Below are 26,945 nucleotides of genomic sequence, written 5' to 3' on the forward strand. Positions count from 1 at the left end.
GTTAGCACCTAAAATACAGTATGAGCTTAGCTGTTATTCTACACCAAATCCCACTCCTTCCTCGGCTTGCGGGAGAGTAGCTTGTTTGCTTCTTTGTCTCCTACGAACTTTTCTTTGTCGGCATTCCAGGTTAGTTCTCTTTTAAGGCGGTAGGAAATGAGGCCCAGGTGCATGGGGATGGTGAGATCGCGGGCGTAAGCGAGGTTGGATTCGGGTTGTGTTCTGGCTTTAACTGCGTCGACGAAGTTTTGCTGGTGACCCGGTGACCTTGGGTTTGTGATGGGAACGGTGGCTATATCGGTCATTGTTTCGCCGTTAATGTTGATCTTCCGGGTGTTGTAATCGCACATGAGCGTTCCTTTATCCCCATCAAAAAATGCCCCTATCCCCTGCTCTGCCGCACCGGGAATGTTGGGAGGCAATGTGGTCCAGAAAATTTTCAATCCGTCAAATTCATAATCGACATCTAATGTCTTTGGCGCATCGGCAATGCCGGTGTAGGCTTGCCCTCTTGCATTAATTTTTTTCAAACCTTTTGGCTGAATGGCGGAATACACGACATCCGCAATGTGGCACCAGAAATCGGCAAATTCCCCTCCCGAGTAATCCAGAAAATAGCGATATGTAAAATGACATTTTTCCGGTATGTATTCCGTAAATGGCGCCGGCCCGAGCCACATATCCCAATTCAGCGTTTTTGGCACGGGCTGAACAGTGGGCGAGCCCAGCTCTTTGGTGGTCGACTGCTTCCATAAGCGCACCGTGTGCACATTCCCGATGGCTCCCGATTTGATGATTTCAACCACCCTGTGAAAGTTATCGCCTGCATGGATCTGGTTGCCCATCTGGAAAATGCGATTGTTCTTTTCCATGTGTTTCAGCATCATTTTGCCTTCGCGCTGACAGTAAGAGAGCGGTTTCTCGCCATACACATCCTTCCCGGCCTGAAATGCCAGCGTAGCAATCTGCGCATGCCAGTGATCCGGTGTGGCGACGGTGATGGCGTCAATGTCTTTGCGATCAAGTATCCTCCGGAAATCGCCATAAGTATCCACTTTAATGCCAGGCTTCATGGCTTCCAGCTTTGTTTTTGTTTCACCCAGATGCAGCTCATCCACATCGCAAAGCGCCACAATTTCGACTTCCGGCAGATCGGCAAACCATTTCATGTGATTATTTCCCATTCCACCCACGCCAATGTGTGCAATACGCAGCCGGTCGCTGGCGGCAGCTTTGCCATAAAGAGATGGCAAAATCGTGAAGCCAAGCGCGCCGAGCCCGGCCATTTTAACAAAATCTCTCCTGTTGGTATGCACACTCATGGTTTTGGGATTAAGGTTTTCGGTGATTTGTATTTGATTTAAAGGCCATTGAAAGGTAAAAATTACTCTAAGAAGCACATGGGGTTAAGCTTAAATTCTCCGGTTTTTTACCTATTTTTCAAACCAAAGCAATCCTAACCCCACTTTGGTAACGTATCGCATATGAAACATTCTCCTTTTCTGATTTTTTGTTTTTGTCTTATCCTCACCCAAATCAATGCGCAGAGCAATGCCGACAAAAAGCTTCCCCGCGTGGCCATTGCGGGACTGGGCATAGAGTCGAGCACGTTCTCCCCTGCCCTGACCACCGAGGAAGCTTTTAAAGCAAAATATGGCGCCGATATTTTTACTTCATACCCATTTCTCGCCAAAGACTCGGCCAACCGCGGCCGTGCCGACTGGGTTCCTGCTTTGATGGGAAAATCGCTTCCTGGCGGTGCGGTGACGCGTGAGGCCTATGAATCGCTTGTAAAGCAAACCTTGGCATTGCTAAAAAAAGGCGCTCCCTATGACGGACTTTTCTTCGACATTCACGGCGCTATGAGCGTGGTGGGACTGGATGATCCGGAAGGTGATTTCATTGTGCGGATCCGCGAAGTGATCGGCATGAAAACCGTTATCTCAACTTCCATGGACTTGCATGGCAATGTATCCTGGCGGCTGGCGCAAAATACAGACCTTATCACTTGCTACCGGATGGCCCCGCACGAAGATGCCATGCAATCCAAAAAACGCGCGGTTGACAATCTGCTCTCACGGCTTGAAAGCGGCAAAGGAAAACCTGCATTTAAGGCCTGGATCCCGGTTCCGATCCTTTTGCCGGGTGAAAAAACGAGTACCCGGATTGAGCCTGGTAAAACATTATATTCCAAAGTGGCTCCCGCTGCGGCCCAGCCTGGCGTGATCGATGCGGCGATATGGATTGGTTATGCCTGGGCAGACGAGCCTCGTAACCACGCTGTTGTGATGGTAACCGGCGATGATAAAGCTGTTGTATCCAAAACGGCGGAGGAACTGGCCGCCAGCTTCTGGAAAGTAAGGTCAGAATTCGAATTCGTTGCACCGACGGGCACATTAAAAGAAGCCCTGGACAAAGCTGTAAAAAGCCAGAAACACCCATTCTTTATCAGCGATTCGGGAGATAACCCGACGGCTGGCGGCGCAGGAGATGTAACCTGGACATTGCAGGAAATTTTGGCCCGTCCTGAGTTTAAAAAGGACAATGGCCCGGCACTCATTTACGCCTCCATTCCTGGTCCGGATCTCGTCAAAGCAGCCATAGCAGCCGGTGTGGGCAATAAAGTCGATGGCTATGCGGGTGCAAAAGTGGATTCCCGCCTGGCACCGCCGCTCCATCTTGTAGGCACTGTGGAGGCCATAGAGCACGGTGACCACAATGCAGAAACCGAGGTCGTTGTAAAGGTAGGAAGCGTGCGAATCATTGTAACCGCTAAACGCAAACCCTACCATAAGGAAGCGGATTTTACAAGATTAGGTCTGAACCCAAGGAAAGCGGACATTGTGGTGGTTAAAATCGGTTACCTCGAACCCGAGCTTTACAACATGCGCGCCGACTGGATATTGGCATTAACGCCCGGCGGAGTGGATCAAAATTTGGAAACGCTGGGCTACAAACGCATTAAAAGACCTATGTTTCCACTGGACAAGGATATGAAAGATCCTGATTTGAAAGCGCAGTTCGTGCCAGCTTCCGGCGCCAAATAATTTGTGCAAATGGCATTCAACAGAAAAGCGATCTCACATAAAGTGAGATCGCTGCCTATTTGTGTGTGTTTGCCTTAAATGTGTTTGATTAGTTATTATTTCTTCTTTTCTTCTTTTGTGAATTATCTACCAATGCACCGGTTCCGGCTCCTACACCAGCACCGATCAATGTCCCTACCAATGCACCTTCACCACGTTTTTTGTTAACAAGTGCTCCTGTAATTGCGCCCGTTCCCGCCCCTACTACGGCTCCTTTTGCCGTGTGGTTCCATCCTTTTTTACGTCGTTCTGCTGGCGCTGCTGTGCTTGTCGCAACAGCCTCGGTATTTTTTGCTTCCGCAACACGTGCTTCCTCAGCCTTTTTCTCTGCTTCGCGATTGGCCATCACTGTATTCATTGAATCCACAATCGCTTTTTTCTCCATCACATGCTTCATAGAATCGATCGCGAACTGTTTTTCTTTCAGTAAAGCAGCCTCTTTATTAGTGCCGCTGTTGCACGATGCCATGAAAATTGCCGCACTGATGATCGAAATGGGTAACTTGTTCATTTTGATGTTAGGTTGGTTAACATCACGGATTAGTCCTAAAACCGTGCCAAAGTAATTAAACCCATTCCCCGCATCCGGCTTCCAGAGCCCGATACGGGGAAACGCCATCCTTCGATTGTACAAAGTGGTGAGGTTGTCTACAATTCTGAGGTGTTTTTGAAAATGGCATCTATTCAACCACAATTTCAAGACCAAGTTTTCAACTGATACCAATTTTTGGTACTTTCACCTCATTAACACTTTGATAGGTAAGGAATATGCCGAAAAACACATCCATATCAATTGGCCAGCATTTTGATTCTTTTATTCAAAACCAGGTTAACTCAGGTCGCTATGCATCTACAAGCGAGGTCGTGCGTGCCGGGTTGCGGTTATTGGAACAGGAAGAGGAAAAGCTGCTGTTGCTAAGACAGGCTTTGATCGACGGAGAACAAAGCGGCTGGGTTGAAAATTTCGATCCAGAGAAATTCAAAACAGGTCTAAAACGTAGGACCAAGATCTAATGTTGAATTACCGAATCAGTAAGGCTGCTCAAAATGATCTTGAAAACATTTGGGAATACACCTTACGCGAATGGTCCTCGAATCAAGCTGAAAAATACCTGGACGGTTTGTTAAACTGTTTTCAAGCGCTTGGCGACAAACGAATCGAAGGTAAGCCTGCCGAGCATATCAGGGAGGGATATTTTAAATGTCTTTTCATAAAACATCAAATTTTTTATCGAAAGTCGCCGGATTATAACATAGAAATTATTCGGGTGCTACACGTCAGCATGGACGTCGAAAAGCAATTTAATGTTCGAGAGTGAAATCTTATAACCTACCGTTGCCCACCGGTTTTCCATAGTAACATACGTTTCCAAGCTAAGCCGTTGCTGGCAGGCTTTTTGTCGAAAGGCCGGAAACTTCATCACTATGCTTCATCAGAAAACCATTGACGACCTGCTTACAATCCATGAAATTTACATGGAACCGGACGTTCCTGCCTATGAACGCGGACGGGAGATTTTAGCCAAATATCCTGATGCAAAGCGCATTGAAGTGGATTCGCATTGGAAAATCCCGGAGCTTTTTGGCTTCGAAGGCTCAGTCGATGATTGGCTTTGGAACAAAAAGAATGTTCTGATCCTGGGGACGAAGAAAGGCCTGACCTGTCGGGCCAATACGCGCAGCTCGCATTGGGTAGCGCCTTCGCAGTCCAACGGCTGCACCATGTCGTGCTCCTATTGCTATGTGCCGCGGCGCAAGGGTTATGCCAATCCGATTTCGATTTTTGTTAACATTGAGCAGATCATGAAATATCTCCGCGGTCACGCAGGGCGACAAGGAATCAAGACCGAGCCGGACGCCATTGACCCGGAATATTGGGTGTATGAAATCGGGGAAAACGGCGATTGCTCTGCCGATGCGGCCATTTGTGACAATGTCAAAAACCTGATCGACCTGTATAAGGATCTTCCCAATGCCAAGCTTACATTCGCTACGAAATTTGTAAACCGGGAAATGCTCAGTTACGATCCGCAGCGCAAAACCCGCATCCGTTTCAGCCTGATGCCGCACCAGATGTCCAAGCTGGTCGACGTCCGTACGACGCCCGTCAGCGAGCGTATTGCGGTCATGAACGAATTCCGGAAGGCTGGTTATGAGGTAAATGTGAGTTTTGCACCCGTCATTTACTACGAAGGCTGGCTCGACGACTGGTATGCGCTGTTTGACGAAATGAACGACGTCCTGGACGAAGCCACCAAAGCGCAGCTCGCGACCGAGATCATTTTCCTGACCCACAACGACTGGCTTCACGAAGTGAATATGGGCTGGCATCCCAAAGCCGAAGAAGTGCTTTGGAAGCCAGAAATCCAGCAGGTGAAATACAGCCAGACCGGCCAGAAAAATGTTCGTTACAAAAACAACATTAAGCGCGAGATCGTAAGTGAGCTGGTGAATGCAGTGAAAGAACAGTTACCTTATTGCCAGATCCGTTACGCATTCTAGCAATCGCTCAATCGTCCGCAGCATTACCGACCGGCACTTCTCCATTGAATTCAAACGAGGCGCAGACCACACCCGTGGAAGACACCGCGTGCTTGGTCATTTTGAGGCCGCTCGGTAATGTTCCTCCGGCAAATAGTCTCTTTCCCTTGCCCAGCACCACCGGATAAATCCAGACATTCATCTGGTCGACCAGGCCATTTTGAAACAGTGTCTGAATAAAATCAGCGCTGCCCCACATGTGCAAATCAGGCCGGTCACTGGCTTTCAGCTCCTTGATCTGCTCAACCGTGTCACCATTAAGCAAAACAGTGCCCTCCCAACTCGCTTCCGAAAGCGTTTTGGTAGCAACATATTTTTTAATCCCATTAAATTTCTCCGCAATCGGCCCTTCCTGCTTCGGCCAATACGGTTCCCAGATATCGAATGTAACCCGCCCCAAAAGCAGATCATAATCCGCATTCAGCACAGCAAAAAGCGATTCCCTGGTAACCTCATCCGCATAATTCGCAGACCAGCCACCCAGCTCAAAACCACCCGACGTATCTTCATCCGGCCCACCAGGCCCCTGAATAACCCCGTCCAAACTCAAATGTTCATTGATGACGATCCTTCTCATGATGTTTAAAGTTAATGTTGAAGATTTGTTTGACGGGTGCAAGTTCAGCAAACGTATGGGAACAAACGCGGTGTGAATGCGGCGATTCGGAGGGGCGAATGCGACAACAAATGTTGTCAACCACGGCTATCTTGCTGTGAACTTCTTTTTCCTGTTCTCCGGCTACGTCATTGGCTATGCATAACCCACCAGACCCTGGCTCCGAAAAAAGCTGAAATAGCGAAGCCTAGGAAAGCACCTCACTGCGCCGGAACCGCCGTTTCCGAACCGGCGCAGGTTCCGGCTCCGGCAGAGGATTAAGCGTAATCTCCAATTTATTCCCAAAACACCGCACCGTAACCTCATCCCCACATTCAAACCCCGCATCCAGCAGCCACTTCCCACGAAGCCTGATTTCTGGCATTATCACGTACTGGTGCCAAGCGCGGGGAACGTGTTTGCTGTAAACTGTTAGGTGTCGCTCGGTGGGTGGTGTAGATTTTATTTCCTGTGTCATAGTTTGTAGGTTTTGCTAGGCAATATTAACACAGAAACGATTAGCAATTACAAATTTGTGATTTGTAATACTTTGTTTTTCAGATGGTTGAAGATTAGGAGTTTGATGTGATTTGCTAATTGTTTTACACGAGATGCTAAACAATGATCGTTTTGTGTTGATTATTAAGGGTGTTAAAAAATTTAAAAAAGTTTTTGAGAAACATACATTGCTACGCTCATCGTAAAGTCGAGTCAATGTAAAATCTGCAAACTAATCTTCTTATATTCGCGAACCCATCAGGCTAAACAAAAACACTACTACACATGCAGAATTTAACAGAAGAAAAGAATAAAACAGACGTCTGGTTTGACGATTTTGTATCATCCATTCGCGTCGATCAACTTGCATTGGAAACAGGCGTAGCCAGCGAGGAGCAAAAGCATTTCTATGAGACGCTCATCAATGGAAGCATTCAGGATATGATGGATACGGGCATGAAAACGGCTCAGCAATACTATATTCAAAACATGCTAGTTGACTACATTCATCTTTTGAAGAGTTTCGAAGACGCCCCGTTTTTGAAACTGGCTGTGAGCTTTCACAATTCCGAACTTCTCGTTTGGGCAGAAATCCAGGATGACGCCAAAGATGTTGAAGGAGCGTTAATTATGGCAGAAGCGAAAATCAATGGAAAGTATCACAAACATGGTTTCGATATGACGACGACCATTGTTAAGCAATGCGACGCGCTTCCCGTTCCCAGCCATTATAACTTTTTGTTCGGCAAATAACACCACACACTTTTGGCACTTCTTGAAGATCACCTCCGTCAGGCTACACGAAATCTAAAATTTCTCGAAAACATTAACCAACTCGTCACCGATTCACTGGATTGGCAGGTTACCACATGTTTTTACGCTGCCTTGCATCTCATTAATGCGCATCTGGCTAGTTTCGGGATGCAATAAGAAACCCACCACGACGTCGATGACGCCATCAATCCCGAGCATCATCTTTCACCCTGCAAAGTCGGTGAGGATACGTATAAGGCCTACAGAATGCTCTACAACCTCTCCCGCCGCTCGCGCTACTTGGTAATGGTAACCAACAACCGCGTAGTCGACACCGGCAAAGCCGAACTCACCCATTCCAAACACGAAGCCCGTGCATTGTGGCATTTGAATACGGTGTTGGTATTTTATGGTAAGCCGTATAATACTCAGATTTTTTCGATGAAGATTCAATGTGAAGAATTGAGTGCCGGGGAGGGGGTTGCGATTTTTTTAAATTAAATAAAATTCATTATTCACTCAAAATTAGCATGTTACCTATTTATAACCGATAGACGGTGATATATTCAAAAAAATATTTTGGAGGATATTATTAACTATCAGTAATAATATCTATACTTGCATAAGTTCTTTGACATATGGTTCGAATGCAATAGCTAAGAGGAGATTCTTTATAGTTCTTCGGAGCAACCCGTACGGGTCTACCTTGGGCAACAGTCATTATCAGTATCAGTGACTAGTCCAGATTTCCAATTAATTTATTTTATGAGGAAAGGAATAATTAAGGAGTGAATGAGAACATCGCTTACACTCTTAGCAAAGGCGATATTGGCAGTGAGGAAAGGACAATATTGTCCCTTTGCTTAAATCTTTTTAGTATGCCAAGAATAAAACAGATTCGAATCATTGACGGTTTCATTGTTGACATTGAAACCGTATTAAAGGACCGGTGTTCTCTTTCGGAGGAAGATAGAAATATCTTTCAGGAAGCGTTAGATGATTTAAGATTTTTAAGAAAAAAGAAAGGAAAAACAAATGAGGAAATTTTACAAATTGTAAAACGAATCGTTAAAGTGTTTATCCAAATTGAATGTTAAAAATCTGCCTTATGAAAATCACGAAGTTTCAGATCCGAACACTCCTTAGTTGCTTTTAATTTTATTTTCATGGACTTAGGTACAGCTATAAAAGACCAAAGAAAAAACAGAGGCCTTACTCAACAAGAGTTCGCCGCCAGCTGTGATATTACTCAGACCTACTTATCTCAGATTGAAAACAATCAGAAAGAGCCGAATCTTTCAACGCTGAAAGTTATTAGTGAGAAACTAGATCTGCCACTTCCATTCTTATTCTTTCTCTCTTTATCAGAGGATGATGTTAAAACAGAGAAACGCGAGGCATATAAAATGATTAGTCCGTCCGTTAAAGCTTTCGTAGATGAATTCTTTAAAGTTTCAGAGAAATGAGCTAAAAAAGTTAGCCGTTACTCTTAATACATCATCCAATACTATAATTTACATTTGTAATAATTTGGATAAATATTACAAAGAGTGGACTGAGAAGAAAATTGACAAAACCACTGGCTTGATAAAAACTTACCCAGATGGAACTCCAAAAACCAGAGTGATAACTCCGTCGATGGGTAAACTAAAAGAACTTCAAAAACTCATTAAAAAGAATATTCTAGACTCCATTATTTTTCCTGAATATATTCAAGGTGGCGTAAAAGGCAGGAGTAACATCACCAACGCGAAGCTTCATCAAGGTAAGAAATACAAATTCACTACGGATCTGAAAGATTTTTTTCCAAGGATCTCCAATAAACAGGTGAATAAAGTATTTATTGACTTAGGCTATTCCCAGCACTGTGCACATTTCCTTACCAAGCTTTGTACTTATAAGGGACATCTACCTCAGGGAATTCCAGTAAGCACTCACATTGCCAATCTAGCATTTCTTCCGACCGACAAGTTGATAATACATCTACTCTCGGTGAATAAAATTACATACTCGCGATTCGTGGATGACATAACAATTTCCTCTCAGTCGGACTTTCAGTCTACACTTCAGCAGGTGCTCAATACCATTAAGTCTGGTGGCTTTTCGATCAGCTACCGAAAGACAAGTTACGCCGGCATTGAAATGATCACTGGTATTAGAGTATTTAACAACAATATTGACGCGCCGAAAAAAATCAAAGAGGCTGCTAAATTGGAGATCGATAAAGACATTAAACCTTACACAAGATATTTGGAAGCGATCCAAAGAACTAATAATCCAAAAAAATAATTTTAGTAGCTAACGAACTTTTCTGGATAGTAACATCAAGCGGCGGGAAAATCACCTTCTTTCTCATTTGACTCATACGCAACTAGCGGATAATACTTCTTGTAAGTAATCCCTTCTATACCTAATCCAGGTAAATTCTTAATTAAATGGAATGAGGTTATCAGATTCCTTCTTTTCTGCTGACCACTTATTAAGTCCGAATTAATTTCCCATTTTCTTCCAATACTGGCAAGACTATTTAAGAATAGAAGCGATTGCTCATATGTTGACATTTGCGCTCGCAACATTTTACCGTAGAAATATCTACGATCCCAATCCATCCAATTCTGATCATATAAATAGGAAAATGATTGATATAAGTGCCTAAAATAGTGCCCCAGTCGATGTTGTTGTCCACCATAATACTTTGCAAACTTCGTCTTAGTTTCGATACGTGATGACAGTACTGCGACATTAATGATAAGCTCAGTCTTTGACGTATCATCATCAGATTCGCCCTGATTGCCAATAATCTCCATCCAAATTTTCCAATTGTCTTCATCCTCACGCTTTGGTTTTTGACTTAAAAATGCAATCAATTTTTTATAACTTGGCTCGTTATATTTCATTGAAAATGAGTACTCTAACAAGTCTTTACCCTCGCTATTTAATCCGTAAAAAAATATTGAATAGGCAACATCAATCATAACAAGTTCATTGACGTCAATATTGACATTTCTTTCCTTTACCAATCCCATTAAAAAATCTCTATGAGTCTGGTTTACAAATTCATTCATTAAATCTGATCCGATAAACAATTTGCATTCGTTGTAGCACAATTTAAATTCATCAATTAGGATTCGGAATACCTTCTTATGATTTGACTGCCACATATCTCCACGCTTTGGTCTTCCACAAGAATCTTTATAAATAGTATTCGGATCAAACTTTGTGTAGTTCATTTCTGAAACATTCTCTTTGTGTAGTTTTATCATTTCAAAGAAAGTTGCTTCGAATCTGTCAGTTCTATTTTGTTCAGTCTGTTCTTTAAAAGACATTATGATCATTAATGTTCCTCCCAACGCAAAAACCGTCCCAACTACACCGCCAATAAAATCTCCGAATTGACCTGTTATTTCATACTCTACATCCGTTTTGGCAAAAAGCCAGAATCCGTCTGCATACATATCTATTAGATAGCCAACTATTACAATATTACCTATAACAATTATTATCCACGCGGCAATTTCCATCCAAGACATTCGTATAAACTCGCGTAAGATTTTGTCTTTAAAAGAGGGCTTTGACTTTTGATTAAGGTCTGGCATCATAAGAATTTAGTCTTTTTGTAGAAAAGGGATAATTTCTATGAAAATAGACAAAAACACATCAAAATGTTTGGAATGAAATACAAAATGCCATCAAGGTACACTTGTAAATGTGGATTGCCACTTCGCGAGCGCACAACATCAATCAACCTTCATTAATTGCACTATTCCACCAAACACCTTCAACATCAGAAGAACTTCCACCTCCACACCAGTTTCACTAAACTATTGACACACAACCTGCGTTTATAAGTTTGAGCGGCCAATACAGCCGCTTCAAAACTTGAAACATCTCCGTTCAAATATAACATTTACAACAAACACATTTAAAATTACCCGAACGGAGATATAAACACAGCAATCATGATAAGATTAAAAAATTCCCTCAGAGACATTAAGAAGCAAGCGAAAGGAAATGGATTGACAAAAAACCGTTACTCAGTTCTTTACACACTAAAAGGCCGGTATCAGCATGTTGGATGTTCTTCAGAGGAAGAGGCGCAGCAGGTGCTGGGGATGTTGATGACGGATGGGAACCGTATTCCGGTTGGGATTTATGATGCTCACGAGGATTCTTTTGAATGGGAGATCATTGGCCAGTATTTGCATAGCCAGGATTTGATGAGCGATCCCGAAAAACGTTTGCAAGAAGTCATGACGGTTTCACGTTCACTCCGCAGAAGAGATTCAAGCTGGGAGCCTGGTTACTTGCAGAAGCCTAGCTTTTTTGCATAACAATCTGATAATAAGAATGGGCGTAACAATACGCCCATTCTTATTGGTCATAGACCTCTTTTCTGTCACCCACCGCAACAACCATAATTAGTAATTTCCCATCATTTACTTCGTAAGAATCCGATAGTTTCCTGCTCTCGCACGAAAAACGTTTTCGGACCCTTTTAGCTTTTTAATTCCTGCTTGATAGGGATCGTTTATTAAGGAATCGATTTTTGCGAGAATTTGCCGAACTGCAGTTGCAGGTAATTTGGAAAGTTCTTTCAGTGCACGTTTCTCATACTGAACCGTGTAAGTTATTTAATCTTACCATTTTTCCGTAAAAACTCCATTGCCTCGGTTCGTGACACAAATTCTCCATCCTTACGCTCTTCGTAAAGTATTGTGTCAATCAAATCTTCAACAAGGTCAGTTTTGACGTTGGCATTGATTGTAATCCGCTTAACTTTTCCTTTTGGTGTGTATTCAGTTTTTATACCTGCCAATTTCATAAGATAATGTGTTTGCTTGAACAAAATTAGGTTTTCGAATAGAATAAAAAAAATCCTCAGCCGATGATCGCTCCCTGCGTTCAATCACATGTGCAACACCACCAAAGCCACAATCGCCGGCAAGGCCTGCACGAAAAAGATCTTCTTGCTAGCGGTTACAGCTCCATAAATTCCCGCCACTATTACACAAGTCAAAAAGAAAACGGCAATGTAAAAGGCCCATTGGCGGTCCTCTATGAAGAATGTCCAAATCAGGCCCGCTGCGAGGAATCCATTGTACAGTCCCTGATTGGCTGCTAATGTTTTTGTAGGTTTAAACAATTCCGGGGCGAGGGAGCCTTTGAATATTTCCTTGCCTTTGGTTTCCCAGGCGAACATTTCAATGTAGAGAATGTAAAGATGTTCGAGCGCCACGAGGCCGACGAGGATTTTGCCGAGGATTTCCATGAAGGATAGGGTTAGATTTATGACTTTTTATTCTCAATATTAACAAAAAAAGAGCTGACCATTCTAATGTAGGAATTGGCCAGCTCTTTTCTTATTTCAATGTCTGATTGCTATTTCAAGCCCTTCCCAGTAGCGGCCCAGTAAATCCCGCCATATAGGTGGTCCAGAAACGATTGATCTGAGTAAACCAAACCAATGTGGCCCAGGCCGGTGTAGAAGGCGCGGCCGCCGTCGTAGTTGTGATACCAGGACATAGGGTGTTCGGCGCCCATGCCGGTGCCTTGGTTGGTTTTTGGATCGTAAGATTTTTCGTCCAGGGTGATCAGGATTTTAAGGTCGTCGGCGTTGTATGGTTTTTTGTATTCATACCATTCGTCGGTCCAAAGCAGGCGTTTCGGGAAGCGTTCCAGGCCTGGGAAATTGCTGTCCTTTACGTCCAGAAATGCCGTTTGCTGTGCAGGGTGGGTTTTGAAATACATCCCTACCAACTTGCCGTACCAGGCCCAATCATACTCTGTATCAGCTGCGGAGTGGATCCCTACATAGCCTTTTCCGCTTTTAATGTATTTTTCAAATGCCGCTTGCTGCGCGTCATTAAGCACGTCGCCGGTGGTGTTCAGGAAGATAACGGCTGCGTAGTTGGCCAGGCTTTTGTCGTTGAAAACATCTGCGTTTTCCTGCCAGTCGACAGAAAAATTGTGGCGGGAAGCCAGATTGCGGATTCCGGATACGCCTTCGTGGATGGAAACGTGGTGAAAACCAGCGGTTTTGGTAAATAATAAAACTTTAAACTGCTGCGCCTGGGCGTATGCCGCGCTCACGATGACAAGAAGCAGTGGCAGTAATTTTTTGAACATAATGTTTTGAGATTCGTTGTTTAAACGGGGAATTTGTAATTACTATTAAAACAAAAAGCGCACAGAATATACTTTCAGCGAGCGGTCAAATCTTTCCAGACAATGCGCGTGTCGTAATCCGTATAGTGCACATATTTCCGGTTTTGCATCCATAAAAGCACATTTTTGTCGCCTTTCTTTTTATAGCGCGGGATAACAGGACGAACATTGTCCAGCTCCGAATTTCGGGTAACGGGCGTTATTTTCCAGGTTTTACCAAGATCGCGTGTTTCGCCTTTTGAGATCTCAAACACATTACCGACCTCGTGCGAAAAATAAACAATTGAAGGATCCAGCGGATCAATTGTCAGGCCGCCGGAGTAGTTTTCTTCGCGCTCCTTTTTGCCTTCGGGCGTTTGTGGAAACCACTTTCCGGAGGCGATCAGATGATGGTCGTTCCATTTTTTACCATCAAAAACGGTGTAGTAATATTGATGATTTTCATTGGTAGGATAGCGCGTGTAAGCGACTACGGGCCTTCCTTTTGGATCAATCACGATGTCGAATATCCAGGCTTTACCCGTTTCGGGTGTGGCTTTGTAAACAACTGTGGCATCAGACGGATGAAAGGGCAGCTGATCAATGTTCGCAATCTTCGTGCCGTCTGCGCGCCAGAATGCGTCTTTTTCGTAATAACAATAGTAAACCGAATTCAGCGGCTCAGCATTAGGATGACCGTCTGTGAAAAGCAGATGGATTTTTGATTTGCCATCGGAATAATATTTGACGTAAGGCCGGTTGTTGGTGTCCAAAGCCTTGGAAGTGATCACCACCTTGGGGTCAGACCAGGTTTTACCATAGTCAGTTGATGTGATAAAATTGGGCTTAAAGCCTATCCAACGGCCAAAACTATAAATCTTATTGTTTTCTGCACTTAAGAGGAACGGATTGGCATATGTGTAAGTCTCGCGCTTGAATTTGGCGAGTAATTCGGGCGTTTGCGGTTTGAAAATAACTGAATCAGAGAATGTTCTGATATCCAGCGGCTCCAATGTCGTGTTCTGAATCACACCCATGCCGTCTTTGCTTCCGCCGTGCCAGGTGTACTGGGTCAAAATGCGGTTGTCGGGGAGTTGCAGGAATGCTGGATTGTCGTGATCGTCTACTTCCAGTTTGGTGTAAAGCGTTTTTTGAGCGGTTTTTCCGGATTTCAGATCCAGTGACGCCGCAACAATATCTCCCGACTTCGTGACCCAGCCTGTGACAATCTGGCCGTTTTTATCATTTGTATAAATGGCCCGCGGATCGCTGAACCAGCACCAGGCACCGTCTTCGGTCAATATGGACACGTTCTGCGCATTGAGCTTGACCGACAAGCACACAAATGCCAGTAATAGGAGGCGGATTTTCATCTTTTATTTTTAATAAACAACTTAAACAAACGCTTGTCTCTTCATATCCTTAAAAGCCCATTCTGCCATGGCCTGGATCACGGGTTGGAGGTCCCGGCCAGAATCCGTGAGCGTGTAAGTTACAAAAGGAGGCACAACCGGCCGCGCTTCGCGGATGAGTAATTTGTCATTTTCGAGCTGTTTGAGATGCTGGATAAGCATTTTCTCTGTAATGTGCGGCATCTCTTTCTTGATCTCCGAATAGCGCTTGCTGCCCGCCAGTAAGTGATACAATATAATGGGTTTCCAATGTCCGCCAATCTTGTTCATCACATAAGTGACCGGGCATTCCTGCATCACGATCTCCCGGTTGGCATTGTATGTCGAGCTTTCTTTGACCTTTGTCATGGATACATACTTTGGGGTAAGTACTTGTAGAAAAGTAAGTACAAATATAGCTTTGCAACATCATTAAACAAAAAAACAACATGAAATATATCATCACAGGATCACTCGGAAATATCAGCAAACCCGTTACAAAAAACCTGGTTGCAGCCGGACACGACGTAACGGTTATCAGCAGCAGCGCAGACAAAAAATCAGAAATCGAATCCCTCGGTGCAACAGCCGCCATTAGTTCTTTAACCGACTCAGCATTTTTGAAAGACACATTTCAAAACGCGGAAATGGCTTACCTGATGATCCCAAGCGATTTCGCCCTTACTGATTATGCCAAATTCCAGCTAGAAGTGGCTGACAAATATGTAGAAGCACTAAAAGGCAGCAACATTAAGCACATCGTACTCCTCAGCAGCCTGGGTGCACAAATGCGGAAAGGTGCAGGTCCGATCGATGCATTGGGTTATCTTGAAGAGAAATTGCTGGCACTGCCCGGCCTGCATGTAAATTTCCTCCGCCCCTCCTACTTCTTCTCCAACCTGTTCAGCCTCGCAGGCATGATCAAGCACGCGGGCATTGCAGGAAATAATTTCGGAGACACGGATGAAAAGCTGGTTCTGACCCATACCGACCACATTGCTGAGGTTGCAACGGCAGCACTACTAAACCCCGCCGAAGGGAAAACCGTCACCAACATCGCCAATGACGAGCGCCATCCAAGCGAAATTGCTGCAATCCTGGGCAACGCAGTCGGTAAAGAAAACACACCCTGGATCACATTCTCAGACGAAGACGCCTACAACGGAATGCTCGGTGCGGGGCTGAACGAAAGCTTCGCAAAACTTTACAAGGAAATGGGCCAGGCTCTAAGAAGCGGGCAAATGCAGGAAGAATACTGGAAAAACCGCCCCGAGCAGCTGGGCAGCTATAAACTGGAAGACTTTGCTAAGGAGTTTGCCGGGGCGTATGCAGGAGCTTAGTAAATGTTAAAAAAGCGCCTGAAATTCTGGAAGCAGTAACATAAAAAGCGACCCTGAATATCCAGGGTCGCTTTTGACTTTTACACTAAATATCACTTTCCTATCATTTCCCCATCCGCAACCGCGTCTGTGCTCCGGCATCTGCGTCCTTTAATGCTATTTTCAAACCTACATCTTTTACCGCGCTCCGGTCGATGACCAGCGTAACTTGCTGGATGCCCGGGGTTAGGTTGGTGGTAATGTTGTCGCCCGACATTTTTACGGGTTTGCCGGCGATATAGGCGGTGATTCCGTTTGAAATGTTTGAGGTTAATGTTACGCTGCCTTTTGTTAAGACCTCAATTTCAAAACGGACAACGCTGAATGATTTGCCGGCCGTGGTTTCCACAACGGGCACTTCGTCGAGGGGCAGCTCACCTGAGACTTTGCTGTAAACGGGAGCGTAAATGACTTTTGAGCTCTTTGTTACGGTAAATGCGCCTTCGCTCATTCTGTTTGCCGTTTGTTTATCAGCGGTAACAGTTTCCCAGCGTCTTACAAACCTGGTGTTGGGCACGCGGAAGTCTCCGGATTCTCCCATTTTTGTTAAGAAGCCGACTAAATTGATAAACTCAGTCTGGTCGAGGCTGGCAGTGAGGCCGGGAGGCATGAGGGACCCCGGGACTTTTTCCATCACTTGCAGCTGGCTCTTTGCAATGGAAACCTCCTTGCCCGTCACGTCACGTATAATCACCTCCGATGCGCCGTCACTGGCCAGGTAACCCAACATTTCGGAGCCATCTTTCTTCACAACACGTTTCAGGTCATAACCTTCTTTAATCGATAAATTTGGATAAAGAATGGAGCGGATAATGGTTTCAGGAGGTGAGCTGGTTCCCAAGCTGCTCAAATCCGGCCCGATCAGACCACCTGCGCCGCCAATGGCGTGGCAAGTTGTGCAGCTTGCCTCAGCCCTGCGGAAAATTTGTTCCCCTTTTGCAGGATCTGCCTTTTCCCTTACAAGTTTGGCGAGGCCGGCGATTTGGTCATCATTCAGGTCCTGCGGCATTTTCTGTGTCGGCATTGAGCCGCCTGAGGCTTCCAGTGCTTTTTTGAGTGCAAGCATCTCATCAATGTTCTGACGCGTCCATCCGGCGCGCGTTTGTACAAGGCGGCGACCGGCTTTGGCCGTGGCTTCCGGGATTTTCTTGGCAGCGATGGCGTCAGCTAATGCGGCAGCGCCGGGGTTGGTTGAGATAAATGCCATGAAAAGATCGCTCATATCGGTGTCGGCTGGCAATGTCCGCATCAGTTCTGATCCGATGCGTGCTGCCTCTTTGGGATCTAGTTTGGCCAATTGCGCCGCGGCGATCATACGCACTTCCGGCGCATTCTTTGCACCAGTCATATCCACCGTTAGTTTAGTCGCCTTTTCCTTATCAATGGCTGTTAATGAGGCCAATGCTGCTTTTTTCGTACTTGGCGTGCCTGACTGTATCAAGCCCGTCAGGCGCTCGTTCAGTTGCGTCAATTTCCAAAGACCTATCAATCGGATCGCGCTCAGGCTTACGGCTTCGTCGTCGTTACCAATAAAATCCGCGATTCGCTCGGGTGATTTGTCAGGTTTCACATTCCGCTGGCCAGCAGCATCTTCCAATGCGGCCAGCTGGGCAGCAGCGTTTTTATCCTTGCTGGTCAGTGCCAGATCCAGCAGCATATTAAGGTCAGATGGCTGCCCCAGCCTTGCAATGCTGGTGAGCACATCTTTCTGATATTCTTCCGGAACCTGGCCTTTTTGATAAAGCTGCACAAGCAGCGACGCTGCCTCAGGACTTGTTGCCGACTTCAATGCATAAGCCGTTTTCCTGGCATCGCCCAACAAATTCGGTTCCGTCTTCATTTTAGCAAGCCACATCGGCTCCAATTCTCTCACCGTTTGCCATAATGCAAAATCCAGGAATTCATCCATTTGCCCGTCCAGAACAGATAATGCATTTTTTGCGGCATCAGCCGTTTTGGTCTTACGCAACGCAATCACCGCTTCCATTCTCACCTGTGCATGTTCATCTTTTACTGCCTTAGCAAGCAATGCAGGCGCATTCTGCACCTTCGGAAACCATAATTCCAACGCACGCAATGCTGCTGCACGCGCGTTATGACTTTTTGCATTCAGCAATTCAAGTAAAATCGGCTGGTTAAATGTTTCGAGCGTCTGATAAACCCAAAGCGCTTCAAGCAGATTGTGCTCGTAATTCGCATCATTTTTATCCAAACCTTGCACCCATTTTTCCAAAGCGGGCACCACTTCTTTGGCGCCTTTTGCCTTCAAAACCTGCTTAGCCTGCAAGCGTGTCCATTCTTCGGGTAATTTTAATGATTCCAGCAGCTCCGTGGTGCTTGCTTTTGTTAATTGCGGCTTGGTAACCAGCGGACGGTTTTTTGCGACGATCCGCCAGATGCGGCCATGCTGCTGATCGCGGCGCGGGTCGTGGAAATCTACTTCTCCATGCTGAATGATCGGGTTATACCAGTCGGCCACGTATATCGCGCCATCGGGACCCACATTGATATCCACCGGACGGAACGCCACATTGTCTGTCCACATCAGGTCGTCTGCCTGTTTTGAAGCGTAACCTGCGCCTTGTTCTTCGAGTTTGAAGCTATTGATCCGGTTGGCGCGGAAGTCGTTGGTGATCATTCTGCCTTGCCATGCGTCGGGCAAATGTTTTCCTGAAACCACATCCAGACCACTGTGTTTAGGCTGACCGGGATTAAGGCCCCGCATAATGCGTGCTGCGCCCGGTGCTGTCACAAATGTTGCTCCCGGAAATCCGTAGTTAATGCCCTCGCCGCCTGCTCCATCCGTAAGAAACGATTGTCCCCAACGGTCAAATTGCAGTCCCCAGGGGTTAACCAGCCCTCTCGCATACACTTCCATGTCCAGGTTACGTGTGTTAAGTGCCCATACACCGCCGCCTTCCAGACGTTTTATGCCAAAAGGCGTTTCTACGTGGCTATAAATGTAGATCGACTGGTTGAAATACATTCTTCCTTCCGGTCCCCAGCGGAATGTGTGGATCAAATGGTGCGTATCACCCGTTCCGAAACCGTTCAGCACGCGGCGCTTTTTGTCTGCTTTGCCATCGCCGTCCGTATCCGAGAAATGCAGGATCTCGGTTGAATTGGCCACATATACACCGCCGTCACCCGGCAAAATTCCAGTGGGCTGGATAAGTCCTTCGGCAAAAACGGTTGACTTGTCGGCCTTGCCATCGCCGTCCGTATCTTCCAACACAAAAATCTTGTCATTAGCAGACTCGCCCGTTTTCAAATGCGGGTAAACTGTGCTGCTCACCACCCATAGGCGCCCTTCCGCGTCCCAGTTCATCTGAATAGGCTTGGCCACCATCGGGTCGGAGGCAAACAATGTGACCTCAAAGCCATCCGCAACCTTGAAGGAAGCGAGTTCTTTCTGAACATCCGGATCGGGATCTTCTTTAATGTTCTGAACCTTATTGGAAGAGGTCGTCAACAGGATCGTCGCCATAAGCGTCGCTCCGTATAGTAACTTGGTTGCTTTCATATTTTTGTAGGCAGCTAGCACCACCCTATATCTTTGTAAGTATATCTAATAGTTTGTCAGCCCGAGCGGAGCCGGGGGCTAATCCATTTTTCTCAACTCATACACCACTTCCTTCGGCTCGCTGTTGAGGATGATCTGGCCTTCGAGCCATTTGATCAGGATGTTTTGCTCTTCGAGACCTTTCACATGACGGCCCTGCTCGTAACGGCGGAAACCAATGATGTAAGTTTGGTTCAAAGGACGATATTGAAAGAAGTGTAATTCGTTCTTTTTCAATATCATATTGCGAATTTCAGCAACCTTGGCAAATTGAGGGCCTTGCTTTATTTCAACACCTTTTTCCCAATCCTTCGCTGACGCCGACGCTACCTGATCGTTTTCTGAAAACAATGCGTAATAGCCCTTTTTCAAACCTGATATCCTGACTGTCCGGGCATTATCTGTGATCCAGTCAGCGGATTTGGGTGAAGGCAATGGCAGATATTTGTTGTCAACCGCAAATCTGGCTAAGACACCCTCCTTATCTGGGGTTAATGATCGACCATTCGAAACGTCCGCTTTATTATCGGCGATACTGACGGCTGTTGAGGCTTTTGCAGCATCCAGGCCCAGCGCTTTTTCAAGCGTTGTGGCCAGATGGTAATAACCCAGCTCATTCAGATGCACGGTATTTTCAATGATAGAATCCTTTTTACTGGCGTTCAGGATCGGGTTGTAAATGTCGATGAACTGCTTTTTGCGCTGCGCTGCTACTTCCGAAATGGCTTTGGAATACAATTCCAGATCTGCATTGCGCTGGCCGATGCGTTGTGCCGTGTCGCTGGAAACGACCGGGATCGTGGATAGCAAAATGGCCTGCGCGCCAAGCGCTTCGATCTTGTCCAGAAGCTTGTTCAAACCTTCCTTGAAATGCGGCAAGCCTGCCTGTCCGTCCTGCGCTTCCACGCCGCCGTAACCCAGAAAAACAACCGTTGGCTGGGCCTTGGTAATGTCCTCCATCAAATGTTCGTAAGGCGTGGGCGGGTTGGTGTAAGTGCTTCTTCCCTCTCCCCAAACATTGTCGCCCGTCCAGCCCAGGTTCCTGAATGTCACGCCCTTATCTGCAAAACGTGTGGTCAGGGCGAGTTCCAGATAACCATACTGAAAATCGTTTTCAAAAATGGAACTGCCCAGGAATACGACCCGGTCGCCGTCTTTCAATGTAAAGGCTGTTGCAGGTTTTGTCTGGGCGTAAAGGGAAGGGATTGGTAATGTACTGAACAGGAATAAAATATAGCCAAATACAGCGGCTATCCGGGTCTTTCTCATGCATTCTGGGTTTAGGATTATTATTTTATAATCTATAAAGTAGAATGCGGAGATAAGTTAACCGTTGAGGGGCATAAATATATGCCCGCACAGCTTTACAACGACCGGCGAAAGTCTGGCTGTGCGGGCATTGCATTGAGGATCAGTTGAATGACTGCCTGAATTCCAGCGGGGAAAGCGCCGTTTTACGTTTGAAGATTTTGTTAAAAGACTGCGGATGCTCGAAACCCAGCTGATAGGCGATCTCGGCAATAGAAAGATTGGTGGTGCTCAAAATGCCTTTTGCCTTCTCAATAAGCTTATTATGAATGTGTTGCTGCGTATTAAGTCCTGTGTAAGTGCGCAGCATATCGCTCAGATAATCGGGCGAGACATTCAGTTTTAAGGCTACATCTTTCACAGTCGGCAATGCCAGGTTTGCGTTGTTGCTGAAATGTTCGTCCAGCAATTCTTCCAGCTTTACGAGCATGTCGTTATGCGCGGCTTTACGCGTGATGAACTGCCTGTGATAGAAACGATCCGCATAGTTAAGCAGCACTTCTATTTGCGAAATGATAACGCGCTGGCTAAAATTATCAATGTTAGCTTTATATTCCTGTTCAATATTTTCCAGAATGTTATAAATCACATTCTCCTCTTTTTTGGATAAATAAAGCGCCTCATTGACGGCATAGGAGAAGTATTTGTAATTTTTGATCTCCTTAGCAAGCGGGTAACCCAGGAGGAAATCCGCATGGAACATCAGCATAAACCCCGAGCAAGGCCTGTCGTTCCGTTCCTCCCAGCAAAGCTGGCCGGGCGAAATAAAGGACAAGACGCCCTCATCAAAATCGTAATAACTCTGCCCGTAACGGACCTTGCCCTGAAAATCCTTCTTCACCGCGATCATGTAAAAATCGAGCACACAACCGTCGCTGAGGTCGATGGGAGAATTGTAGATCTCGTCAAAGCGCACAACGCTCACCATCGGGTGCTCTATTTCCTTGATGCCATACATGCGATGGATTTCACCAATCGAGCTGATTACCAGCGGACTATTCCTTTGCTTTTTCATATATTATTCGTCAATCCAGCCCATTCCGGCTTCGTCGTAACGTGCGCCGGTAACACCCAGCGGCACAATGCTTTCCAGGTTTGTCACTTCCGCTTGTGTTAATACAATGTTTGAGGCCGCAATGTTCTCTTCAATGTATTTCACGCGCTTCGTTCCCGGAATCGGCAGATGCCCTTTTGCAATGACCCATGCAATGGCAAGCTGCGACGCGGTAACGCCTTTTTCCAAAGCCATTTTTTCGATCGCATCGGCGAGTTCGAGGTTTTTGTAAAATTGCTCTCCCTGAAAACGCGGGATCGAACGTCTGAAATCATTGGCAGGGAAATCGTCCGGGCTTTTGATCCTTTCACCAGAAATAAATCCACGTCCCAGTGGCGAATAAGCGACGAAACCAATGCCTAACTCCTGCAAAGTATCCAAAATTCCGGCTTCTTCCACCGTTCTTTCAAACAAAGAATATTCTGTTTGCAATGCTGTGATCGGATGCGTAGCATTTGCTTTCCGAAGCGTTTGAGAAGAGACCTCAGAAAGGCCCAGATAACCTACTTTTCCTTCCTTAACCAGCTCTGCCATAGCGCCAACTGTGTCTTCGATAGGCACTTCGGGATCCAGGCGGTGCAGGTAATACAGGTCAATGTAATCCGTTCCCAGATTTTTCAACGAACGCTCAACGGCTTTCCTTACATAATCCGGCTTCCCATTGAATTTCCAGGTAAGCTGCTCATTATCATCAATTTCAAAACCAAATTTCGTAGCGATAATGTAACTATCCCGGTTGCCATGAATCGCTTTTGCAATGAGCCTTTCGTTCAGTAGCGGGCCATAAAGATCGGCGGTGTCCAGGAAATTCCCGCCTAGTTCCAGCGAGCGGTGAATGCTTCTGATCACTTCGCCTTCGTCTGCTTTTCCGTAAATATCAGCGCCCGCAATCTGCGTCATGCCCATGCAACCCAGTCCTATATTGGGCACTACCAGGCCCTGGCTTCCTAAATTTACTGTTTTAATGTTCATCTTTTTTTGCTTTTAGTACAATACAAAACTACCGTAAACTAAAAATCGGGCTGTATCCAAATCAGGGAAGGTTGTATCCAAAAGCCGGGACGCCATTTTTACATGAATTTTCCGACATTCGTCCCTTGTCAACCCATACACTGCATACATTATACAGCATGAGATACTGCTATGTTTTCCTGATCATTCTCGTTATGAAATCCACTGCCGCACACGCCCAAACGGAAGCGCCCATCCAATCGCTGAACCATTATGTGACCTTCCTGGACAAATCGTCCGAATCGCTCATCGCACGTTTTAAAATGCTGGCCGGTTACCAGGACGCGGTAAACCGGTATAGCAAAAGGCCCGTTTCGGAGCTGAGATTATCCTCTTCGGGACCATTGGAAGATTATTATTTCAAAAAAGCAGTGGCCGTAAATGGCTTGCCGGCCGCGGAAATGGATGATTTGAACAAAAAAGCAAAGGAGATCTGGGATTTGGTTAATGAGGTAGACGTTGCTTTCAAGGAGCTGGAAACGCATGTGCGCCTGAAAGCCTATCAAAAAGATAATCTCAAACAATCCGCTGAATATGTAGCTAAAATCCAGCCTTTGTTTGAACGGTTCGCCCAGGAGAAAGATGCCCTTTACCAGCAAGTGCAGCACATTTATCAAAATCACCAATCCTCCTCCGCGACGGACCCGTATTTGGTTACCGAAAAAGCAATGGAGCAAGTGATCCTCAGTCAACGTGCATTACTCGATTCATTACCCTACCATTTAAAAGAAGAAACACCTGCCGACTGGCCGGTAGAAACGATCCGGCAAAGCATGCTGGCCGACGAAGAATTTCTCGAAACCATTTATAGCACCTTGCACATGCTCGAGTATCCGGCTGATGATATGTTAATCGCATTCAAAGCGGCCATCCTTTCGATGCAATCATTAAAAGGCAGGGCAGTTGATGACTACACGTTTGCGGCAAAGCAATCCGCCGAGCATGGAAATCGCTATTATGTGCTGCTGATGAACCAGTTTAATCAGGACCTGCTGGCATTTCACAAATCTTTCGTCACTTACAGCCAAACCAAACGCAGGCTGCTTTACTATCCCGCGTTCAGCCCGGCATTTGCAAAACAAATCCGGCGAAAACGATAGCACCGGATCCTGTTGTTACCCGCTCTCTGGATGGCTATGCGGCAAATAACATGGTGCTTTTGCTGGATGTGTCTTCTTCCATGAACTCACCTTACAAAATGCTGCTTTTGAAACGTTCTATCAAATCCCTCCTGACATTGCTTTGAGCCTGTGAACATTTACTCATTACCGAGCGCCTCCACCGGATTGCCAGTTGCCGCCTTGTAGGTTCTGGTGCTGATGATCAGCCCGCCAAGCAACAAAAGCACGCCGAAGCAAAGGCCTAATGTTTCGAAGCCAATGCTGACATGGTAGGCAAAGTTGAATAAAAATGCATACCCAGCCAGATATCCGAATGGCAATGCAATGGCGCCAGCAATGGTGAGCAATTTTATAAAATCGCGGGACAAAAGCCAGATGATCTGTGCGACTTCTGCGCCCATCACTTTTCGGATGCCCACCTCCTTAATGCGGGTTTGGGTGTTATAGGTAACCATTCCGAGAAGTCCGAGGCAGGCGATCGAGAAAGAAATGCCGAGCAGTAAAGCCATGAAGCTGATGTCGTCCATGTGCGCGTGACGCTCGTACAGGAAGTCGTCAAACCATTTTCCCTCGAAAGTTTCGTAGGGTTTCAGTTGCTTAAAAATGCGTTTTGTTTCTTCCAAAACCCTATCCTTCGAACCAGGTGTCACTGCCACGTGCATGTAACGCAAGCCGGACATTTGCGGACGAATGATCAGCGGCCGGATCTGCCAATTGAAGCTTGTAGACCGGAAATCTTTAACCACACCGGCAATCTGAACTTCTGTGCTGTCATTGAGCCAGATCGATTTGCCAATGGCCGATCTGTTATCTAAAAGATTAAACTTTCTGACCGCTTCTTCATTGATCAGTATGTGCCTGCCGGATGCTGATTTTTTCGATAAATCCTGTCCTGCAACCAATGTTAATTGCAGTGTTTTGATAAAATCGGGTGCCACGTCGCAGATAAACGACGGGATCGTCTGCTCATCTCCACGTTTCATTCTAATACGCTCCGTGGCGCCGTGATGGCCGAATGGTTCAGATATGCCCGAAACGTGTTCCACGCCGGCCAGCTTGCTTACTTCGTTGGATAATCTTTCATATGAAATGCTGTTCAACGGAATGTTCAGCACGTTTCTTGTCCGGAATCCGTAATCGCCGGTTGCCATGTAATATTGCTGTCGCATCATGGTCACGAGCGCGATCATCGCGAGTAACGAAATACTGAATTGCAAGACGATCAAAGTCTTACGGAGTGAAATTCCACGAATCACTTTCAGGCCGTTACGGCTGCGGAGCACTTCGGCAGGCTGGAAATTGGAAAGGACTTTGGCGGGGATCATGCCTGCCAGTAACCCGGCTGCAATGCTGAAAGTGACAAAGGCAGCCCAAAGTTTCCAGTCCCAGACCACGCCTCCGATCAGCCATTGCTGTACAAATGCCATCGGCTTCACGAGTTCGAGCATCATATAAGCAAGCATGAGCGCGAGCAAGGAAAGGATCACCGACTCCGCCATGAACTGGCCCAAAAGCTGCCAGCGAAGCGCGCCGGAAGTTTTCCGGATCCCAACCTCACGGGCGCGACTCATGGACCGGGCTAATGTAAGGTTAATATAGTTGAATGCAGCCATCAGCAATGTTACCAACCCGACGGCCATTTCGAGCATCAGTCCGCTGATCTGAGGCTCATAAGTGCTGTTCATTAACTCCTCCATAGCCGGAGAAATATCGGTGAGTGGTTGTGCACGAAAATCAAGAGACTTTATGCCACCGGGGGCCAGTTTAGCACTTTCCCGCTTGCCGACGGACGGCAGCGTTTCTTCCAGCTGGCCTTCTGCAATGCCCTCTTTTAACAAGATATAGGTGTAACTTTTGCCGAAATCATTCCAGCCTTTTCCCTCATCGAAAAGGCTCATTTTGTCTGCCGGCAGCGCAAAGAGGATATCAAATTTGAGATGGCTGCGAAAAGCGGTGTCGGGAACTACGGCCGTAATCACGGATGGTGCGATCCCCTCCTGCTCCAAAACCTGCCCAACCGGATCCTGTGTGCCAAAAATCTTTTCCGCCGTCGCCTGACTGATCACAGCCGTACCCGGCGCAGCTGGGAATTGTCCTTTCAAAACAGGATAGCCAAACATTTGAAAAAACGATACATCAACAGCGAAAGTGAGAAAATCCAGCCGCTTATCGTTGCCTTTCACTTCGGCATAAGTCCTGACAACGCGTGCGGCGTTCTCTACAAAACCGTAATCCTTTTTTAGTGTTTCTGCCAGCGGCAATGGTGTTGTTGCGAAGGCGGTCTTGTCGTTTTCATTGCTGATCACATCTGCGATAATCCGGTAAATGCGTTCGCCTTTCGGATGAAAATGATCGTAGTCCAGCGCTCCTTTGATATGGGCAATGGCAAGAAAACAGACCATCAGTCCCGAAGCCAGGCCGAATATATTGATGAAAGAAAAAAGCCGGTGTTTCCAAATGTTTCTTACCGCAATTTTGAAGTAGTTCTGTAACATATGATCG

At 46.1% G+C, this 26,945-nt stretch carries 27 protein-coding genes; 12 read left to right on the forward strand and 15 right to left on the reverse strand.

Going from position 1 to position 26,945, the window contains the following annotated elements; translation table 11 throughout:
- Window positions 1-38: 38 nt before the first annotated feature.
- The gene (locus L0660_RS25605) at window positions 39-1,322 is read right to left on the reverse strand and encodes a Gfo/Idh/MocA family protein (protein WP_235161955.1); all 1,284 of its coding nucleotides are present in this window, start codon (window positions 1,320-1,322) and stop codon (window positions 39-41) included.
- A gap of 162 nt (window positions 1,323-1,484) precedes the next feature.
- Here L0660_RS25605 and L0660_RS25610 point away from each other — a divergent pair, with 162 nt between their 5' ends.
- The gene (locus L0660_RS25610; protein ID WP_235161956.1) at window positions 1,485-3,047 is read left to right on the forward strand and encodes a M81 family metallopeptidase; all 1,563 of its coding nucleotides are present in this window, start codon (window positions 1,485-1,487) and stop codon (window positions 3,045-3,047) included.
- A gap of 88 nt (window positions 3,048-3,135) precedes the next feature.
- On the opposite strand, the gene L0660_RS25615 is transcribed toward L0660_RS25610, so the two are convergent.
- Entirely contained in the window at window positions 3,136-3,597 is a 462-nt protein-coding gene (locus L0660_RS25615) for a glycine zipper domain-containing protein (RefSeq protein ID WP_235161957.1), read from the reverse strand.
- A 257-nt stretch (window positions 3,598-3,854) separates the two neighbouring features.
- On the opposite strand from L0660_RS25615, the gene L0660_RS25620 reads away from it, so the two are divergent.
- The 3 genes from L0660_RS25620 to L0660_RS25625 all read left to right on the forward strand — a co-directional run bounded on the left by L0660_RS25620 (window position 3,855) and on the right by L0660_RS25625 (window position 5,588).
- Entirely contained in the window at window positions 3,855-4,100 is a 246-nt protein-coding gene (locus L0660_RS25620) for a type II toxin-antitoxin system ParD family antitoxin (protein WP_235161958.1), read from the forward strand.
- Window positions 4,100-4,405 carry a type II toxin-antitoxin system RelE/ParE family toxin gene (locus tag L0660_RS26435; RefSeq protein WP_409013487.1) on the forward strand — a complete coding sequence of 102 codons (306 nt, stop codon included), beginning with the start codon at window positions 4,100-4,102 and terminating at the stop codon, window positions 4,403-4,405. The genes L0660_RS25620 and L0660_RS26435 overlap by 1 nt, the downstream gene beginning before the upstream one ends.
- 106 nt (window positions 4,406-4,511) lie before the next feature.
- Window positions 4,512-5,588: a spore photoproduct lyase family protein gene (locus L0660_RS25625; RefSeq protein ID WP_235161959.1), complete on the forward strand. Its 1,077-nt coding sequence runs from the start codon at window positions 4,512-4,514 to the stop codon at window positions 5,586-5,588.
- A gap of 7 nt (window positions 5,589-5,595) precedes the next feature.
- On the opposite strand, the gene L0660_RS25630 is transcribed toward L0660_RS25625, so the two are convergent.
- Both L0660_RS25630 and L0660_RS25635 read right to left on the reverse strand, forming a co-directional pair.
- Window positions 5,596-6,204, reverse strand: coding sequence for a dihydrofolate reductase family protein (locus tag L0660_RS25630; RefSeq protein ID WP_235161960.1), 609 nt, complete (start codon window positions 6,202-6,204; stop codon window positions 5,596-5,598).
- Window positions 6,205-6,430: 226 nt separating this feature from the next.
- A complete protein-coding gene (locus L0660_RS25635) occupies window positions 6,431-6,700 on the reverse strand; it encodes a SymE family type I addiction module toxin (protein ID WP_235161961.1) in 270 nt (89 codons plus the stop codon).
- Window positions 6,701-7,005: 305 nt separating this feature from the next.
- Between L0660_RS25635 and L0660_RS25640 the strand changes: the two genes are divergently transcribed.
- From L0660_RS25640 to L0660_RS25660, 5 genes are all read left to right on the forward strand, one after another.
- Window positions 7,006-7,473, forward strand: coding sequence for a hypothetical protein (locus L0660_RS25640; protein ID WP_235161962.1), 468 nt, complete (start codon window positions 7,006-7,008; stop codon window positions 7,471-7,473).
- Window positions 7,474-7,740: 267 nt separating this feature from the next.
- Window positions 7,741-7,974 (forward strand): hypothetical protein, encoded by a 234-nt coding sequence (locus tag L0660_RS25645; protein ID WP_235161963.1) that lies wholly within the window; start codon window positions 7,741-7,743, stop codon window positions 7,972-7,974.
- A 287-nt stretch (window positions 7,975-8,261) separates the two neighbouring features.
- Entirely contained in the window at window positions 8,262-8,570 is a 309-nt protein-coding gene (locus L0660_RS25650) for a hypothetical protein (protein ID WP_235161964.1), read from the forward strand.
- Window positions 8,571-8,639: 69 nt separating this feature from the next.
- A complete protein-coding gene (locus L0660_RS25655) occupies window positions 8,640-8,939 on the forward strand; it encodes a helix-turn-helix domain-containing protein (protein ID WP_138480631.1) in 300 nt (99 codons plus the stop codon).
- 64 nt (window positions 8,940-9,003) lie between these two features.
- On the forward strand, window positions 9,004-9,762 hold the full coding sequence (locus L0660_RS25660; RefSeq protein ID WP_235161965.1) for a reverse transcriptase family protein: 759 nt from the start codon (window positions 9,004-9,006) through the stop codon (window positions 9,760-9,762).
- Window positions 9,763-9,797: 35 nt separating this feature from the next.
- Here L0660_RS25660 and L0660_RS25665 read toward each other — a convergent pair whose 3' ends face one another.
- Window positions 9,798-11,072, reverse strand: coding sequence for a putative phage abortive infection protein (locus L0660_RS25665; protein ID WP_235161966.1), 1,275 nt, complete (start codon window positions 11,070-11,072; stop codon window positions 9,798-9,800).
- Window positions 11,073-11,432: 360 nt separating this feature from the next.
- Between L0660_RS25665 and L0660_RS25670 the strand changes: the two genes are divergently transcribed.
- Window positions 11,433-11,804, forward strand: a complete 372-nt coding sequence (locus L0660_RS25670; RefSeq protein ID WP_235161967.1) for a hypothetical protein — start codon at window positions 11,433-11,435, stop codon at window positions 11,802-11,804.
- Window positions 11,805-12,100: 296 nt separating this feature from the next.
- Here the strand turns inward: L0660_RS25670 and L0660_RS25675 are convergent, their stop codons facing one another.
- The 5 genes from L0660_RS25675 to L0660_RS25695 all read right to left on the reverse strand — a co-directional run bounded on the left by L0660_RS25675 (window position 12,101) and on the right by L0660_RS25695 (window position 15,377).
- Complete coding sequence (locus tag L0660_RS25675) at window positions 12,101-12,295, reverse strand: hypothetical protein (RefSeq protein ID WP_235161968.1); 195 nt, start codon at window positions 12,293-12,295, stop codon at window positions 12,101-12,103.
- Between the two features lie 84 nt (window positions 12,296-12,379).
- The gene (locus L0660_RS25680; protein WP_235161969.1) at window positions 12,380-12,742 is read right to left on the reverse strand and encodes a DUF1304 domain-containing protein; all 363 of its coding nucleotides are present in this window, start codon (window positions 12,740-12,742) and stop codon (window positions 12,380-12,382) included.
- A 110-nt stretch (window positions 12,743-12,852) separates the two neighbouring features.
- Entirely contained in the window at window positions 12,853-13,599 is a 747-nt protein-coding gene (locus tag L0660_RS25685) for a ThuA domain-containing protein (RefSeq protein WP_233798161.1), read from the reverse strand.
- A gap of 74 nt (window positions 13,600-13,673) precedes the next feature.
- Entirely contained in the window at window positions 13,674-14,990 is a 1,317-nt protein-coding gene (locus tag L0660_RS25690; protein ID WP_235161970.1) for a BNR-4 repeat-containing protein, read from the reverse strand.
- Between the two features lie 21 nt (window positions 14,991-15,011).
- Window positions 15,012-15,377 (reverse strand): helix-turn-helix domain-containing protein, encoded by a 366-nt coding sequence (locus L0660_RS25695; RefSeq protein ID WP_275978147.1) that lies wholly within the window; start codon window positions 15,375-15,377, stop codon window positions 15,012-15,014.
- A gap of 80 nt (window positions 15,378-15,457) precedes the next feature.
- On the opposite strand from L0660_RS25695, the gene L0660_RS25700 reads away from it, so the two are divergent.
- Complete coding sequence (locus L0660_RS25700; protein WP_235161971.1) at window positions 15,458-16,348, forward strand: NmrA family NAD(P)-binding protein; 891 nt, start codon at window positions 15,458-15,460, stop codon at window positions 16,346-16,348.
- Window positions 16,349-16,451: 103 nt separating this feature from the next.
- On the opposite strand, the gene L0660_RS25705 is transcribed toward L0660_RS25700, so the two are convergent.
- The 4 genes from L0660_RS25705 to L0660_RS25720 all read right to left on the reverse strand — a co-directional run bounded on the left by L0660_RS25705 (window position 16,452) and on the right by L0660_RS25720 (window position 23,283).
- Window positions 16,452-19,910: a PVC-type heme-binding CxxCH protein gene (locus L0660_RS25705; RefSeq protein WP_235161972.1), complete on the reverse strand. Its 3,459-nt coding sequence runs from the start codon at window positions 19,908-19,910 to the stop codon at window positions 16,452-16,454.
- A gap of 78 nt (window positions 19,911-19,988) precedes the next feature.
- The gene (locus tag L0660_RS25710) at window positions 19,989-21,218 is read right to left on the reverse strand and encodes a GDSL-type esterase/lipase family protein (protein ID WP_235161973.1); all 1,230 of its coding nucleotides are present in this window, start codon (window positions 21,216-21,218) and stop codon (window positions 19,989-19,991) included.
- A 142-nt stretch (window positions 21,219-21,360) separates the two neighbouring features.
- Window positions 21,361-22,272, reverse strand: coding sequence for an AraC family transcriptional regulator (locus L0660_RS25715; RefSeq protein WP_235161974.1), 912 nt, complete (start codon window positions 22,270-22,272; stop codon window positions 21,361-21,363).
- 3 nt (window positions 22,273-22,275) lie between these two features.
- Window positions 22,276-23,283 carry an aldo/keto reductase gene (locus tag L0660_RS25720; protein ID WP_235161975.1) on the reverse strand — a complete coding sequence of 336 codons (1,008 nt, stop codon included), beginning with the start codon at window positions 23,281-23,283 and terminating at the stop codon, window positions 22,276-22,278.
- Between the two features lie 158 nt (window positions 23,284-23,441).
- Here L0660_RS25720 and L0660_RS25725 point away from each other — a divergent pair, with 158 nt between their 5' ends.
- Window positions 23,442-24,422 carry a hypothetical protein gene (locus L0660_RS25725; RefSeq protein ID WP_235161976.1) on the forward strand — a complete coding sequence of 327 codons (981 nt, stop codon included), beginning with the start codon at window positions 23,442-23,444 and terminating at the stop codon, window positions 24,420-24,422.
- Window positions 24,423-24,580: 158 nt separating this feature from the next.
- Here L0660_RS25725 and L0660_RS25730 read toward each other — a convergent pair whose 3' ends face one another.
- The gene (locus L0660_RS25730) at window positions 24,581-26,938 is read right to left on the reverse strand and encodes an ABC transporter permease (protein ID WP_235161977.1); all 2,358 of its coding nucleotides are present in this window, start codon (window positions 26,936-26,938) and stop codon (window positions 24,581-24,583) included.
- Window positions 26,939-26,945: the final 7 nt, after the last annotated feature.

The sequence above is a fragment of the Dyadobacter sp. CY351 genome (assembly GCF_021502625.1).
GTDB classification, from domain to species: domain Bacteria; phylum Bacteroidota; class Bacteroidia; order Cytophagales; family Spirosomataceae; genus Dyadobacter; species Dyadobacter chenhuakuii.

Coding starts and splice junctions, on each gene's coding strand:
- L0660_RS25605 (WP_235161955.1), bottom strand. CDS start 1,322: ATGAGTGTGCATACCAACAGGAGAGATTTTGTTAAAATGGCCGGGCTC.
- L0660_RS25610 (WP_235161956.1), top strand. CDS start 1,485: ATGAAACATTCTCCTTTTCTGATTTTTTGTTTTTGTCTTATCCTCACC.
- L0660_RS25615 (WP_235161957.1), bottom strand. CDS start 3,597: ATGAACAAGTTACCCATTTCGATCATCAGTGCGGCAATTTTCATGGCA.
- L0660_RS25620 (WP_235161958.1), top strand. CDS start 3,855: ATGCCGAAAAACACATCCATATCAATTGGCCAGCATTTTGATTCTTTT.
- L0660_RS26435 (WP_409013487.1), top strand. CDS start 4,100: ATGTTGAATTACCGAATCAGTAAGGCTGCTCAAAATGATCTTGAAAAC.
- L0660_RS25625 (WP_235161959.1), top strand. CDS start 4,512: ATGCTTCATCAGAAAACCATTGACGACCTGCTTACAATCCATGAAATT.
- L0660_RS25630 (WP_235161960.1), bottom strand. CDS start 6,204: ATGAGAAGGATCGTCATCAATGAACATTTGAGTTTGGACGGGGTTATT.
- L0660_RS25635 (WP_235161961.1), bottom strand. CDS start 6,700: ATGACACAGGAAATAAAATCTACACCACCCACCGAGCGACACCTAACA.
- L0660_RS25640 (WP_235161962.1), top strand. CDS start 7,006: ATGCAGAATTTAACAGAAGAAAAGAATAAAACAGACGTCTGGTTTGAC.
- L0660_RS25645 (WP_235161963.1), top strand. CDS start 7,741: ATGCTCTACAACCTCTCCCGCCGCTCGCGCTACTTGGTAATGGTAACC.
- L0660_RS25655 (WP_138480631.1), top strand. CDS start 8,640: ATGGACTTAGGTACAGCTATAAAAGACCAAAGAAAAAACAGAGGCCTT.
- L0660_RS25665 (WP_235161966.1), bottom strand. CDS start 11,072: ATGATGCCAGACCTTAATCAAAAGTCAAAGCCCTCTTTTAAAGACAAA.
- L0660_RS25670 (WP_235161967.1), top strand. CDS start 11,433: ATGATAAGATTAAAAAATTCCCTCAGAGACATTAAGAAGCAAGCGAAA.
- L0660_RS25675 (WP_235161968.1), bottom strand. CDS start 12,295: ATGAAATTGGCAGGTATAAAAACTGAATACACACCAAAAGGAAAAGTT.
- L0660_RS25680 (WP_235161969.1), bottom strand. CDS start 12,742: ATGGAAATCCTCGGCAAAATCCTCGTCGGCCTCGTGGCGCTCGAACAT.
- L0660_RS25685 (WP_233798161.1), bottom strand. CDS start 13,599: ATGTTCAAAAAATTACTGCCACTGCTTCTTGTCATCGTGAGCGCGGCA.
- L0660_RS25690 (WP_235161970.1), bottom strand. CDS start 14,990: ATGAAAATCCGCCTCCTATTACTGGCATTTGTGTGCTTGTCGGTCAAG.
- L0660_RS25695 (WP_275978147.1), bottom strand. CDS start 15,377: ATGACAAAGGTCAAAGAAAGCTCGACATACAATGCCAACCGGGAGATC.
- L0660_RS25700 (WP_235161971.1), top strand. CDS start 15,458: ATGAAATATATCATCACAGGATCACTCGGAAATATCAGCAAACCCGTT.
- L0660_RS25705 (WP_235161972.1), bottom strand. CDS start 19,910: ATGAAAGCAACCAAGTTACTATACGGAGCGACGCTTATGGCGACGATC.
- L0660_RS25710 (WP_235161973.1), bottom strand. CDS start 21,218: ATGAGAAAGACCCGGATAGCCGCTGTATTTGGCTATATTTTATTCCTG.
- L0660_RS25715 (WP_235161974.1), bottom strand. CDS start 22,272: ATGAAAAAGCAAAGGAATAGTCCGCTGGTAATCAGCTCGATTGGTGAA.
- L0660_RS25720 (WP_235161975.1), bottom strand. CDS start 23,283: ATGAACATTAAAACAGTAAATTTAGGAAGCCAGGGCCTGGTAGTGCCC.
- L0660_RS25725 (WP_235161976.1), top strand. CDS start 23,442: ATGAGATACTGCTATGTTTTCCTGATCATTCTCGTTATGAAATCCACT.
- L0660_RS25730 (WP_235161977.1), bottom strand. CDS start 26,938: ATGTTACAGAACTACTTCAAAATTGCGGTAAGAAACATTTGGAAACAC.